The sequence below is a fragment of the Streptococcus sp. 2342 genome (assembly GCF_013276795.1).
Classification (GTDB): domain Bacteria; phylum Bacillota; class Bacilli; order Lactobacillales; family Streptococcaceae; genus Streptococcus.
In genome coordinates, this window is sequence record NZ_VMLR01000001.1 from 13,303 (window position 1) to 27,697 (window position 14,395).

Annotated in this window: 14 protein-coding genes and 1 pseudogene; all 15 read left to right on the forward strand. The window is 41.7% G+C overall.

The window, feature by feature from the left end:
• A pseudogene (gene srtA, locus HT689_RS00045) lies at nt 1-215 on the forward strand (sortase SrtA); the annotation flags it as partial.
• A gap of 136 nt (nt 216-351) precedes the next feature.
• On the forward strand, nt 352-1,149 hold the full coding sequence (locus HT689_RS00050; protein ID WP_000254780.1) for a formate/nitrite transporter family protein: 798 nt from the start codon (nt 352-354) through the stop codon (nt 1,147-1,149).
• Between the two features lie 145 nt (nt 1,150-1,294).
• Nucleotides 1,295-2,575, forward strand: a complete 1,281-nt coding sequence (locus HT689_RS00055) for an O-acetylhomoserine aminocarboxypropyltransferase/cysteine synthase family protein (protein ID WP_173280726.1) — start codon at nt 1,295-1,297, stop codon at nt 2,573-2,575.
• Between the two features lie 95 nt (nt 2,576-2,670).
• On the forward strand, nt 2,671-3,945 hold the full coding sequence (locus tag HT689_RS00060) for a DUF2130 domain-containing protein (RefSeq protein ID WP_173251684.1): 1,275 nt from the start codon (nt 2,671-2,673) through the stop codon (nt 3,943-3,945).
• A 10-nt stretch (nt 3,946-3,955) separates the two neighbouring features.
• Entirely contained in the window at nt 3,956-4,834 is an 879-nt protein-coding gene (gene truB / locus HT689_RS00065) for a tRNA pseudouridine(55) synthase TruB (protein ID WP_173227014.1), read from the forward strand.
• 112 nt (nt 4,835-4,946) lie between these two features.
• The gene (gene udk, locus HT689_RS00070) at nt 4,947-5,585 is read left to right on the forward strand and encodes a uridine kinase (RefSeq protein ID WP_173280728.1); all 639 of its coding nucleotides are present in this window, start codon (nt 4,947-4,949) and stop codon (nt 5,583-5,585) included.
• Between the two features lie 127 nt (nt 5,586-5,712).
• Nucleotides 5,713-7,053 carry an exodeoxyribonuclease VII large subunit gene (gene xseA / locus HT689_RS00075; RefSeq protein ID WP_173227016.1) on the forward strand — a complete coding sequence of 447 codons (1,341 nt, stop codon included), beginning with the start codon at nt 5,713-5,715 and terminating at the stop codon, nt 7,051-7,053.
• Nucleotides 7,031-7,243, forward strand: coding sequence for an exodeoxyribonuclease VII small subunit (locus HT689_RS00080; protein ID WP_033629613.1), 213 nt, complete (start codon nt 7,031-7,033; stop codon nt 7,241-7,243). Before xseA ends, HT689_RS00080 begins: the two co-directional genes overlap by 23 nt.
• Nucleotides 7,240-8,115, forward strand: a complete 876-nt coding sequence (locus HT689_RS00085; RefSeq protein WP_173227018.1) for a polyprenyl synthetase family protein — start codon at nt 7,240-7,242, stop codon at nt 8,113-8,115. Before HT689_RS00080 ends, HT689_RS00085 begins: the two co-directional genes overlap by 4 nt.
• Entirely contained in the window at nt 8,108-8,923 is an 816-nt protein-coding gene (locus HT689_RS00090) for a TlyA family RNA methyltransferase (protein WP_173227020.1), read from the forward strand. The genes HT689_RS00085 and HT689_RS00090 overlap by 8 nt, the downstream gene beginning before the upstream one ends.
• Nucleotides 8,916-9,347, forward strand: coding sequence for an arginine repressor (locus tag HT689_RS00095; protein ID WP_020900686.1), 432 nt, complete (start codon nt 8,916-8,918; stop codon nt 9,345-9,347). The genes HT689_RS00090 and HT689_RS00095 overlap by 8 nt, the downstream gene beginning before the upstream one ends.
• 6 nt (nt 9,348-9,353) lie before the next feature.
• A complete protein-coding gene (gene recN, locus HT689_RS00100; RefSeq protein ID WP_173280730.1) occupies nt 9,354-11,021 on the forward strand; it encodes a DNA repair protein RecN in 1,668 nt (555 codons plus the stop codon).
• Between the two features lies 1 nt (nt 11,022).
• A complete protein-coding gene (locus HT689_RS00105; RefSeq protein WP_173280732.1) occupies nt 11,023-11,751 on the forward strand; it encodes a metallophosphoesterase family protein in 729 nt (242 codons plus the stop codon).
• A gap of 78 nt (nt 11,752-11,829) precedes the next feature.
• A complete protein-coding gene (lepA, locus tag HT689_RS00110) occupies nt 11,830-13,653 on the forward strand; it encodes a translation elongation factor 4 (protein ID WP_001047207.1) in 1,824 nt (607 codons plus the stop codon).
• A gap of 262 nt (nt 13,654-13,915) precedes the next feature.
• Nucleotides 13,916-14,392, forward strand: a complete 477-nt coding sequence (locus tag HT689_RS00115; RefSeq protein ID WP_173280735.1) for a PTS sugar transporter subunit IIA — start codon at nt 13,916-13,918, stop codon at nt 14,390-14,392.
• Nucleotides 14,393-14,395: the final 3 nt, after the last annotated feature.

The window sequence follows — 14,395 nt, forward strand, 5'->3', positions numbered from 1 at the left end:
ATGAGATACGTGAAGTCAAACGTGTGACACCGGATCGTGTTGATGAGGTTGATGATAGAGATGGGGTCAATGAAATCACATTAGTAACCTGTGAAGACCTTGCCGCTACAGAACGTATTATTGTAAAAGGCGATTTGAAAGAAACAAAAGATTATTCACAAACATCTGATGAAATCCTAACAGCTTTCAATCAACCATATAAACAATTTTATTAGTACAAATCAGTGAAATCCAAGATTTCACTGATTTTTTAAGATTTTCATAAAAAAACTTTTATGAAATAGAGAAAACGCTTCCTAAAATCTAAAGTTTGTGATATAATTATCAAGAAAAAAGATTTAGGAGTTTATTATGGTTTCTTCAGAATTTATCTCAAAGATTGAATTTGCTTGCAAGAAGAAAGAAAGTCTTTATAGCCAAAGCAAATTTAAGTATGCGATTCGTTCTATGTTTGCAGGTGCATTTTTAACCTTCAGTACAGCTGCTGGTGCAGTTGGGGCTGACTTGATTAATAAAATTGCACCAGGTAGTGGACGTTTCCTCTTCCCCTTTGTTTTCGCTTGGGGCTTGGCCTACATTGTTTTCTTGAATGCCGAGTTGGTAACATCAAATATGATGTTCTTGACTGCTGGTAGTTTCTTGAAAAAAATCTCTTGGAGAAAGACAGCTGAAATTTTACTTTACTGTACCTTGTTCAACCTTATCGGAGCCTTAATAGCAGGTTGGGGCTTTGCTCATTCGGCAGCCTATGCAAATCTGACTCACGATAGTTTCATCTCAGGGGTTGTTGAGATGAAGTTAGGCCGTTCAAATGAATTAATCTTGCTTGAGGCGATTTTGGCAAATATTTTCGTAAATATTGCGATTCTTTCATTTGTTTTGGTTAAAGATGGTGGTGCTAAACTATGGCTCGTTTTATCAGCGATTTACATGTTTGTATTCTTAACAAACGAGCACATTGCTGCGAACTTTGCTTCTTTCGCGATTGTAAAATTCAGTGTTGCTGCTGACTCAATTGCCAACTTCGGTATTGGAAATATGCTTCGCCACTGGGGTGTAACCTTCATCGGAAACTTTATCGGAGGAGGCCTCTTGATGGGTCTTCCATATGCCTTCCTCAATAAAAATGAAGATACTTATGTAGATTAAGAAAATGAGCACGATTGAGTCGTGCTTTTTTTGTTTCGTAAGAAGTAATAGCCACTTCTTATATCAAAATATAGAAAAGAGCTATTAGTCAAGATAGGTCGATAGTGCTACAATATCCTTAATCAAACTATATGGAGGTCGCCTTATGACTCGTGATTTTAAATTTGAAACCTTACAATTGCATGCTGGGCAAGTAGTTGATCCAGCAACTAAGTCTCGTGCAGTGCCGATTTATCAAACAACATCTTTTGTTTTTGATGACACGCAGGAAGGTGCCGATCTGTTTGCCTTGAGAAAACCAGGGAACATTTATACTCGTATCACCAATCCGACAACAGCTGCCTTTGAAGAAAGAATCGCTGCTCTTGAAGGTGGTGTTGGAGCTCTTGCAACAGCATCAGGTATGGCCGCAGTGACTTATACGATTTTGGCTCTTGCCCATGCTGGTGACCATGTAGTGGCTGCTTCGACTATTTACGGTGGAACCTTCAATCTTTTGAAAGAAACCCTTCCTCGTTATGGTATCACAACAACCTTTGTGGATGTGGATCATTTGGAGGAAGTGGAAGCAGCTATCAATGACAATACCAAGCTTGTTCTGATTGAAACCTTGGGGAATCCCTTGATAAATATTCCTGACTTGGAAAAATTGGCTGAGATTGCTCATAAACACCAGATTCCACTTGTTTCTGACAATACCTTTGCCACACCTTACTTGATTAACGTTTTTTCTCATGGTGTAGATATTGCCATTCACTCTGCGACTAAGTTTATTGGTGGGCATGGTACGACTATTGGTGGCGTTATTGTCGATAGTGGTCGTTTTGACTGGGAAGCTTCAGGAAAATTCCCTCAATTTGTTGAGGAAGATCCAAGCTACCACAATTTGAGCTATACTCGTGATGTGGGTGCAGCAGCCTTTATTATCGCTGTCCGTGTTCAATTGCTTCGTGATACAGGTGCAGCCTTGTCACCATTTAATGCCTTCTTGTTACTCCAAGGACTTGAAACCCTTTCACTTCGTGTCGAACGTCATGTACAAAATGCAGAGAAAATTGTTGATTTTCTTGTAAATCATCCTAAGGTAGAAAAAGTCAACTATCCAAAACTTGCTGATAGTCCTTACCATGCCTTGGCTGAGAAATATTTGCCAAAAGGTGTGGGCTCAATCTTTACCTTCCATGTCAAAGGTGGGGAGGCAGAAGCACGCAAGGTAATTGATAATTTGGAAATCTTTTCTGACCTTGCAAACGTAGCAGATGCTAAATCGCTTGTTGTCCATCCAGCAACAACCACTCACGGTCAATTGTCAGAAAAAGACCTAGAAGCAGCAGGTGTCACACCAAACCAAATCCGCTTGTCTATCGGACTTGAAAATGTAGATGATTTGATTGAAGACTTGCGCTTGGCCTTGGAAAAAATTTAAAGAAAAAGAAGATAAACAGTGGGTTTCGACTCGCTGTTTTTGATTTTCCCTTAGGCATGATATAATGGTTAAAGAAGTCTAGAAAGAGGAACGATATGAACGAAATCAAATGTCCCAACTGTGGGGAAGTCTTTACAGTAAATGAGAGCCAGTATGCTGAACTTTTGTCTCAAGTGAGAACAGCAGAGTTTGATAAGGAACTACATGATCGAATGAAGCAGGAACTGGCTTTGGCAGAGCAAAAGGCCATGAATGAACAACAGTCTAAACTAGCTCAAAAAGACCAAGAAATTGCGCAATTACAGAGTCAAATCCAAAACTTTGATACAGAAAAAGAGTTGGTCAAGAAAGAGGTTGAACAGACAAGTCAACAGGCACTCTTGGCTAAGGACAAGGAAGTGCAGGCCTTGGAAAACCAACTGGCTACCTTGCGTTTAGAGCATGAAAATCAACTGCAAAAGACCCTTTCTGACTTAGAAAAAGAACGTGATCAGGTTAAAAACCAGCTTCTTTTACAAGAAAAGGAAAATGAGTTGTCTTTGGCTTCTGTTAAGCAAAACTATGAAGCCCAGCTCAAGGCAGCCAGTGAACAAGTCGAGTTTTATAAAAATTTTAAGGCTCAACAATCTACAAAAGCGATTGGGGAAAGCCTAGAACAGTATGCAGAGAGTGAGTTTAACAAGGTACGAAGTTTTGCCTTTCCAAATGCTTACTTTGAGAAGGATAACAAGGTTTCTGCGCGTGGATCTAAGGGGGACTTTATCTTCCGTGAATGTGATGAAAATGGGGTTGAAATCATTTCTATCATGTTTGAGATGAAGAATGAAGCTGACGAAACAGAGAAAAAGCACAAGAATGCAGATTTTTATAAGGAATTGGACAAGGATCGTCGGGAGAAGAACTGTGAGTATGCTGTTTTGGTGACCATGTTAGAAGCAGATAACGATTACTTTAACACAGGGATTGTCGATGTCAGTCACGAGTATGAAAAGATGTATGTGGTCCGTCCTCAATTCTTTATCCAGTTGATTGGGCTCTTGCGAAATGCGGCTCTTAATTCTTTAAAATACAAGCAGGAGTTGGCACTTGTCCGGGAGCAGAATATCGATATCACGCATTTTGAGGAAGATTTGGATGCCTTTAAAGTAGCTTTTGCCAAGAACTATAATTCAGCTTCGACCAATTTTGGTAAAGCTATTGATGAAATCGACAAGGCCATCAAACGCATGGAAGAGGTTAAGAAATTCCTAACTACATCTGAAAACCAACTTCGACTCGCAAACAATAAATTGGAAGATGTTTCCGTCAAAAAATTGACCCGTAAAAATCCAACCATGAAAGCGAAGTTTGAAGCATTGAAGGGGGAGTGAGAAAGCAAAAATGAACGGTATTATCAACTTAAAAAAAGAAGCGGGGATGACCTCGCATGATGCGGTTTTTAAACTGCGTAAGATTTTGGGAACCAAGAAAATTGGTCATGGTGGAACCTTGGATCCAGATGTGGTGGGTGTTTTGCCGATTGCGGTTGGCAAGGCGACACGCATGGTCGAGTTTATGCAGGACGAGGGCAAGGTCTATGAGGGGGAAATCACTCTGGGCTATTCCACGACGACTGAGGATGCCAGTGGGGAAGTGGTCGCAGAGACACCTGTTTTGTCGCCCTTGGATGAAAAGCTTGTCGATGAAGCGATAGCCAATCTGATTGGGCCTATTACTCAGATTCCACCTATGTATTCGGCAGTCAAGGTCAATGGTCGCAAGCTCTATGAGTATGCGCGTGCTGGTCAGGAAGTGGAGCGTCCAGAACGTCAGGTGACCATTTATCACTTTGAACGAACAAGTCCGATTTCTTATGAGGATCACCTCGCACGATTCACTTTTCGTGTAAAATGTAGCAAGGGAACCTATATTCGTACCTTATCGGTTGACTTGGGAGAGAAGCTTGGTTATGCGGCTCATATGTCACATCTGACACGGACTAGTGCAGCCGGTTTGCAGCTAGAAGATGCTCTTAGCTTGGAAGAAATTGCTGCAAAAGTGGAGGCTGGTCAGCTGGATTTTCTCCATCCTTTAGAGATTGGGACAGGTGACCTTGTCAAAGTTTTCCTAAGTCCAGAAGAGGCTACGGAAGTTCGCTTTGGTCGTTTTATTGAGCTAGACCAAACGGACAAAGAACTGGCTGCCTTTGAAGATGATAAATTGTTAGCCATTCTAGAAAAACGAGGCAATCTCTACAAACCAAGGAAGGTTTTTAGCTAGTCTAACTGGGTGTAGGGATTGGAAATGTTTCCCTTAGACTATCCAAAATCAGACTATAAATTTTGTAAAAAATGTGATAGAATAGACGACGGATAAAAAAACGGAGGATAGCATGCAAAATAGACCAATCATTATAGGAGTGACAGGTGGTTCTGGTGGTGGTAAGACCAGTGTTTCAAGAGACATTTTATCGCATTTTCCTGATGAAAAGATTTCCATGATTGAGCATGATTCATATTATAAGGATCAGTCTCATTTGACCTTTGAAGAGCGTGTCAAAACCAACTATGACCATCCTTTTGCCTTTGATACAGACTTGATGATCGAGCAAATTAAGGAATTGTTGGCAGGGCGTCCGGTGGACATTCCGACTTATGACTATACAGAGCATACACGAAGCAGCAAGACCTATCGTCAGGAGCCTCAAGATGTCTTTATCGTTGAGGGGATTTTGGTCTTGGAAGACAAGCGCCTACGCGATTTGATGGATATCAAAATTTTTGTGGATACGGATGATGATGTGCGCATTATTCGTCGTATCAAGCGCGATATGGAAGAACGTGGCCGTAGTCTTGATAGCGTTATTGACCAGTATCTAGGTGTGGTTAAACCAATGTACCACCAGTTTATCGAGCCAACCAAACGTTATGCTGATATCGTCATTCCTGAAGGGGTCAGCAATACAGTGGCTATCGATCTGTTGACAACCAAGATTGCTAAGATTTTGGAAGAAGCTCGAAACAGCAAATAATCAGATGTGGAGGCCTTGCCTCCTTTTTCTATTTTTCCCTCATAATGGTACATAAATGAAGATTTTTAGGCATATTTTTGGTATAATAATACCTATGAAAGAGCAAGAAAATGAATAGTAGGTGGAGATGGAAAAGTATTTATCGGTAACAACTTTGACCAAGTATCTGAAAATGAAATTCGATAAAGACCCTTACTTGGAACGGGTCTATTTAACTGGTCAAGTTTCCAACTTTCGTAAACGACCTACTCACCAATATTTCTCCCTAAAAGATGACCATGCAGTTATTCAAGCGACCATCTGGTCTGGGATTTATCAGAAATTAGGCTTCGATTTGGAAGAAGGGATGAAAATCAATGTAATTGGGCGTGTGCAGGTCTATGAACCAAGTGGTAGCTACTCCATCATCATTGAAAAGGCAGAGCCTGATGGAGTTGGTGCGCTTGCGATTCAGTTTGAACAACTCAAGAAAAAATTGACAGAAGAAGGCCTGTTTCAAGAACGCTTCAAGCAACCTCTGCCCCAATTTGCTAAGCGAATCGGTGTAGTAACCAGTCGCAGTGGAGCCGTTATTCGAGATATTATCACGACAGTCAGCAGGCGCTTTCCAGGTGTCGACATTCTTCTCTATCCGACCAAGGTGCAAGGAGATGGAGCAGCAGAGGAAATAGCACGGAATATTGCGCGTGCTAATCAACGGGACGATTTGGATTTGCTCATTATTGGTCGTGGTGGTGGTTCCATCGAGGATCTCTGGGCCTTTAACGAAGAAATTGTGGTACGAGCTATCTTTGAATCTCGTTTACCAGTTATCTCTAGTGTGGGGCATGAGACGGATGTGACCTTGGCAGATTTTGTGGCAGATCGCCGAGCTGCGACACCAACGGCTGCTGCTGAACTAGCAACACCTGTGACCAAGTTGGATCTATTAGCTCATTTGCAAAATCAGGAAAAACGGATGGCAACAGCAGTCCGAAATGTCCTATCTAAGAAACAAGAATCTTTGAAAAAATGTAGTCAGTCAGTCATCTTTAGACAGCCAGAGCGTTTGTATGATGGCTATATGCAACGCTTGGATCAACTGCAACTGCGCTTGAAACAAAGTTTACGAACAAGGATTTCTGATAGCAACCAATTAGTACAAGCAAGGACGCATCGACTGGTTCAGTTATCACCTGTTACCAAAATCCAACGCTATCAAGATCGTCTTGGTCAGCTGGATAAGCTTCTCCGCAGCCAAATGGCTTTAGTTTATGATGCCAAGGTTGCTGAAGTCAAGCGACTTTCAGAAGCCTTGCTCATGTTGGATACCAGTCGAATCGTGGCGCGTGGCTATGCTATTGTCAAGAAAGAAGATTCCGTTGTAGATTCGGTTGAGAGTTTGAAGAAAAAAGACCAAGTGACGCTTTTGATGCGAGATGGTCAAGTAGAATTAGAGGTTAAAGATGTCAAAACAAAAGAAATTTGAGGAAAATCTAGCAGAACTGGAGACCATTGTCCAAAGTTTGGAAAATGGTGAGATTGCTCTGGAAGATGCGATTGCTGCCTTTCAAAAGGGCATGATCTTGTCAAAAGAGCTCCAAGCGACGCTGGACAAGGCTGAAAAAACTTTGGTTAAAGTCATGCAAGAAGACGGAACAGAAAGTGATTTTGAATGAAGAAGCAAGAAAAATTAGCTCTTGTTGAGTCGGTTTTGGAAGACTTTTATGGAGACCAGCAGTTTGCCTCTAGTTTACGAGAGTCTGTTCTCTATTCCATTCATGCTGGTGGCAAGCGTATTCGACCTTTTCTCTTGTTAGAAGTTTTGGAAGCCTTGCATATTGCCATCAAACCTGCTCACGCGCAGGTGGCTGCGGCCTTGGAAATGATTCATACAGGGAGCTTGATTCATGATGATCTTCCAGCTATGGATGATGATGATTACCGTCGAGGGCGTTTGACCAATCATAAGAAATTCGGTGAAGCTATGGCCATTTTGGCAGGAGATGCCTTATTCCTAGATCCTTACGCCTTGATAGCGCAGGCAGATTTGTCAAGTCAGATCAAGGTGGACTTGATTGCTAACTTATCCCTAGCGTCAGGAAGTCTGGGTATGGTGGCAGGGCAAGTTTTGGATATGGAAGGCGAACACCAGCACTTGTCCTTGGAAGAACTTCAGACCATTCATGCTAATAAGACTGGAAAACTACTAGCTTATCCCTTCCAAGCGGCTGCTATTATAGCCGAATTGGAACCTGAAATGCAGGTGAAGCTGAAAATTGTTGGTGAATTGATTGGACTGGCTTTTCAGGTCAGAGACGATGTGCTGGATGTGACAGCTAGTTTTGAAGAAATTGGTAAGACACCACAAAAGGATCTACAGGCAGAAAAGTCAACCTATCCAGCCTTGTTGGGCTTGGAAGAGGCTATTGCCTTTTGTAACCAAACATTGGATCAAGCTAATGCCAAATTAGAAGAAATTGCCCAGCAGGTTCCTTTTGAAACAGAATCGATTGTAAAAGTAGTAGAAAGTTTGAGAATCAATGGCTAAGGAAAGAGTGGATGTACTAGCTTATAAACAGGGCTTGTTTGAAACGCGAGAGCAGGCCAAGCGCGGTGTCATGGCTGGTCTAGTCGTAGCAGTTCTTAACGGAGAACGGTTTGACAAGCCAGGAGAGAAAATTCCAGATGACACCGAGTTAAAACTCAAGGGGGAGAAACTCAAATATGTTAGTCGTGGTGGCTTGAAACTGGAGAAGGCCTTGCAGGTCTTTGATTTGTCAGTAGAAGGAGCTACAACAATTGATATAGGTGCTTCTACTGGAGGCTTTACCGATGTCATGTTGCAAAATGGTGCCGAGTTGGTCTTTGCAGTCGATGTTGGTACCAATCAGTTGGCTTGGAAATTACGCCAAGACCCACGAGTTGTCAGTATGGAACAGTTCAATTTCCGCTATGCTGAAAAGACTGATTTCGAAAAGGAACCGAGCTTTGCCAGTATTGATGTAAGTTTTATTTCCCTCAGTCTGATTTTGCCGGCCTTGCATCGTGTCTTGGCTGAACAAGGTCAGGTCGTGGCTCTGGTTAAGCCTCAGTTTGAGGCAGGACGTGAGCAGATTGGGAAAAATGGAATCATTCGTGATGCTAAAGTTCATCAGAATGTCCTTCAATCTGTCACAGCTATGGCAGTAGAGGAAGGTTTTTCAGTTCTTGGCTTGGACTTTTCTCCCATCCAAGGTGGACATGGAAATATTGAGTTTTTAGCATATTTGAAAAAAGAAGAGTCAGCAAGTAATCAGGTTCTTGCTGAGATTGAAGAAGTAGTAGAGAGGGCGCATAGTCAATTTAAAAATGAATAAAAAAGAGAGACTTGAAAAAATTAGACGATTTGTGACAGATTATCAAATCGGTACACAAGAAGAAATTGTAGAACATTTGAAAGAGGCTGGCATCACTGCCACTCAGGCGACGGTATCACGAGATATCAAAGAGCTAGGCATTGTCAAAATTCCTTTGAGAGACAATACATATGTCTATGAATTGCCAAAATCAATCGTAAAAAGTTTGCAATTGGCTGAAGACAATATCGAATCAGCAGAATTGATGGATAAGATGATCAATCTTCAAGTCATTCCAGGAAATACTGCTTTTGTAAAAGCTCAGTTAATTGAGACTTTTGCGGACAAGATTTTTAGCTGTTTAGCTGATGATAGCTCGATTTTAGTCATTGCCAGAAGTGAAAGTCTAGCTGAGGAAATCTTTGAACAAGTAAAAAATTGGTAGGTCTGTATGTTACTTGAAATTTCGATAAAAAACTTTGCCATTATTGAGGCTATTTCCCTCAATTTTGAAAAAGGAATGACTGTTCTGACTGGTGAAACGGGTGCAGGGAAGTCGATTATCATTGATGCCATGAATATGATGTTGGGAGCTCGTGCTACGACAGATGTTATTCGTCATGGTGCGCCAAAGGCAGAGATAGAGGGGCTTTTCTCAGTTGAGAATAGTCGCCTTTTGCAGGAAATTTTTGATGAGCAAGGTTTGGAAATGGGGGATGAAATTATCATCCGTCGGGAAATCTTGCAAAATGGTCGGAGTATCAGTCGTGTGAATGGCCAGATGGTCAATCTGTCTGTATTGCGTGCTATTGGGCAACATCTGGTGGATATACATGGCCAGCATGACCAAGAAGAGTTAATGCGTCCTCAACTTCATATCCAGATGTTGGATGAATTCGGTGACGCAGCGTTTTGGGACTTGAAAGAAACCTATCAAACGAGTTTTGATGCCTATCGAAAAATGCGCAAGCAGGTTCTTGAAGTCAAGAAAAACCAACAGGAACATAAGGCACGTATCGAAATGTTGGAATTTCAAATGGCAGAGATTGAGGCAGCAAACTTGCAAGCAGGTGAAGACCTGGCTCTCAATCAAGAGCGTGATAAACTTCTCAATCATAAAAATATTGCGGATACACTGACCAATGCTTACAGTATGTTGGACAATGAAGATTTTTCAAGTCTAGCCAATGTTCGTTCAGCCATGAATGACATGGAAAGTGTCGAAGAGTATGACCATGAATACCGTGAAATTTCAAGCTCTTTGTCTGAGACCTACTATGTCTTAGAAGATATTAGCAAACGTTTGGAAGCAATCATTGAGGATTTAGATTTTGATGGTAATCGCCTCATGCAGGTCGAGAATCGTTTGGATCTCCTTCATACCATTACTCGTAAGTATGGTGGGACTGTTGACGATGTCTTGCTTTATTTTGCCAAGATTACGGAAGAATACAATCTCTTGACTGGCAATAATCTTTCGTCTGAGGACATGGAAGCTGAGCTCAAGAAATTGGAAGTCAATCTTGTTGATTTGGCAGGCCAGCTTGCATCTGCTCGTCATGACTTGGCCCAGCAGCTAGAAGCAGAGATTAAACAAGAATTGCAAGACCTTTATATGGAAAAAGCCCAGTTTCAGGTTCGTTTTAGCAAGGGCAAATTCAGTCGTGAGGGAAATGAAATGGTCGAGTTTTACATTTCAACCAACCCTGGCGAAGACTTTAAACCCTTGGTCAAGGTTGCATCTGGTGGGGAATTATCTCGTCTCATGCTAGCCATTAAGTCTGCCTTTTCACGTAAAGAAGGCAAGACAAGTATTGTCTTTGATGAAGTGGATACGGGAGTTTCAGGTCGTGTTGCCCAAGCTATTGCACAGAAGATTCATAAAATTGGTCAGCATGGTCAGGTTCTGGCTATTTCCCATTTGCCACAAGTGATTGCGATTGCGGATTATCAATTCTTTATTGAGAAGATTAGCAATGACCATTCAACGGTTTCGACTGTTCGTCTCTTGACGGTTGAAGAGCGAGTGGAGGAAGTTGCCAAGATGCTGGCAGGTGATGATGTGACGGAAGCAGCCCTGACACAAGCCAGAGAATTGTTGAGAAACAGGGAGAAATAAGATGACAGACTATTATGTTATTGGAGATGTTCACGGAAAAGCTGGGATGCTAGAAGAACTTCTCAAAACCTGGGATGGTCAGACCCAGTTGCTTTTTCTAGGGGATTTGATTGATCGTGGTGAGGATAGTCGCCGTGTTCTTGAAATGGTTAAGGACTTAGTGGACAATCAAGGGGCTATTTGTCTATCAGGAAACCACGAGTATATGTTTCTGACTTGGCTTGATGATCCTGAAGAAAGCTATGACCACTATCGTCGCAATGGTGGAGATACTACCATTAACTCTATCCTAGGTCGTCCCTTGGAAGCACCAGTTGACGGGATTGAGGATGCCAAGCGTGTTGCCACTGAAGCGGCAGACTTGGTCGAATTTATTCGTCAAATGCCTTTTGTGGTAGAGACAGATAAGTATATCTTTGTTCACGCAGGTATTGATTTGACCTTGGATGACTGGCATGAAACCACAGATTACAAGAAAGTATGGCTTAGAAAACCATTCCACGAAGCAGAAAATCATACTGGAAAAACCATTGTCTTTGGCCATACACCAGTTTATGGTTTGTTAAAGCAAGAGCGTGGTACAGCTGAGCTTTGGACTACAGAAGATCGCAAGATTGGAATGGATGGAGGAGCTGTTTATGGTGGTGTCCTTCACGGGATTGTCTTTACAGACCAAGGAATGACAGAACACCACTTTATCGAAAATGACGGCTTTGTCGCTGAAGATTAGTACTCCTAGCAGGGTATGGTCTTGTCAAAATGTCAAAAACAATTTATAATAAATAGATACCCTGAAAGGAAGAGAATCATGAACTTAGAAGAATTGAAAAAACGACAGGAGAAGATCCGTAACTTCTCTATTATCGCCCATATTGACCACGGGAAATCGACTCTAGCAGACCGCATTTTGGAAAAGACAGAGACGGTTTCAAGCCGTGAAATGCAGGCCCAGCTTTTGGATAGCATGGATTTAGAGCGAGAACGTGGGATTACCATTAAGTTGAATGCCATCGAGTTGAATTACACGGCAAAAGATGGCGAGACTTATATTTTCCACTTGATTGACACGCCGGGACACGTTGACTTTACCTATGAAGTTTCACGTTCGCTCGCTGCCTGTGAGGGGGCGATTTTGGTGGTCGATGCTGCTCAAGGGATTGAGGCTCAAACCCTTGCCAACGTTTATCTGGCCTTGGACAATGATTTGGAAATCATGCCAGTCATTAACAAAATTGACCTGCCAGCAGCGGATCCAGAGCGCGTGCGTACTGAGATTGAGGATGTGATTGGTTTGGATGCCAGTGAAGCAGTATTGGCTTCTGCCAAGGCTGGTATCGGTATCGAAGAAATCCTCGAGCAAATCGTAGAAAAAGTACCAGCACCAACGGGTGATGTGACGGCGCCACTTAAGGCCTTGATTTTCGACTCAGTTTATGATGCCTACCGTGGGGTTATTCTCCAAGTTCGTGTTATGGACGGAGTGGTCAAACCTGGCGATAAGATTCAGCTTATGAGCAATGGCAAGACTTTTGATGTGACTGAGGTTGGAATTTTCACTCCTAAGGCAGTTGGTCGTGATTTCCTTGCGACTGGTGACGTTGGATATATTGCAGCTTCTATCAAGACGGTTCAGGACACTCGTGTGGGTGATACTGTTACTTTGGCAACCAATCCTGCGGCAGAGCCACTACATGGCTACAAGCAGATGAATCCTATGGTCTTTGCGGGTCTATATCCAATTGAATCAAACAAGTACAATGATCTGCGTGAAGCCCTTGAAAAATTACAACTGAATGATGCTAGTCTCCAATTTGAACCAGAAACATCTCAGGCACTTGGATTTGGTTTCCGTTGTGGTTTCCTTGGACTTCTCCATATGGATGTTATCCAAGAGCGTTTGGAACGCGAGTTCAACATCGACCTCATCATGACAGCGCCATCTGTTATTTATAAAGTTAATTTGACCGACGGTGAGTCTATGGATGTGTCGAACCCATCTGAGTTTCCAGACCCAACTAAGATTGCGACCATTGAAGAGCCTTATGTTAAGGCGCAAATAATGGTACCGCAAGAGTTTGTTGGAGCAGTGATGGAATTGGCTCAGCGCAAGCGTGGAGACTTCGTGACTATGGACTATATTGATGATAACCGTGTCAATGTTATCTATCAAATTCCACTTGCTGAAATCGTATTTGACTTCTTTGATAAGCTTAAGTCATCTACTCGTGGTTATGCAAGCTTTGACTACGAATTGTCAGAGTACCGCCCATCTAAGCTAGTGAAAATGGATATCCTTCTCAATGGAGACAAGGTGGATGCCCTCAGCTTTATCGTTCACAAGGACTTTGCTTATGAACGTGGGAAACTCATCGTTGATAAACTCAAGAAAATTATCCCTCGCCAACAATTTGAAGTGCCGATCCAAGCAGCTATTGGACATAAGATTGTGGCTCGTACTGATATCAAGGCCCTTCGTAAGAACGTACTTGCTAAATGTTATGGTGGTGACGTTTCGCGTAAACGCAAACTTCTTGAAAAACAAAAAGCTGGTAAGAAGCGCATGAAAGCCATCGGATCAGTAGAAGTTCCACAAGAAGCCTTCCTCAGCGTCTTGAGTATGGATGAAGAATAAGTTATCATAATTGTTTTTCTTGTTCACAGGAAATTTACATAAGAATCAATAGTAAAACAGGCTTAAATAGGCCTGTTTTTTTGCATTTATAATAGGATTAAATCGTTTAAAGTGTTTGTTTTAAATGTTTGTTTTGGTTGTAAAGATAAAAAATAAACAAAATAATCAAAAAAAGGACAAAAAACAACAAAAAAATATTGACAACGATTTCATATAGTGTTATACTTATAGTATAAAGTTAATGGAAAGAAGGGAAAACCTTATGGGATTAGATCATTTCTTTGACAAAAACCTTGTGTTTTGCTTAGAAGCGGATAATCAAGAACATCTCTTTGATCAGGTAGCAACTTTATTGGAAGAACGAGAAATCGTAACTCCAACTTATCGTGAAGCCTTGATCACGCGTGAAAAGTCATTTCCAACTGGCCTAGATATGGAATTTTTGGGTAAGGATTTGCCGAATGTGGCTATTCCTCACACAGATATTGTTCATAATCTTGCCGAAAAAGTTGTGGTCGTTCGATTAGATAAACCAGTGACTTTCCACAACATGATTGCGCCAGATAAGGAAGTAGAAGTATCCTTGCTCTTCTTTATCATTAATAACTCAAGTTCAAGTCAAACGAACATTCTTGCTCAGTTGATGGACTTCTTTACTGGAAATGGTCATCTTGAGGCCTTATCAAAAATTTCTGAACCTGAAGCTCTCTATGCTTATATAGCTGAAGCAACTACATAATCT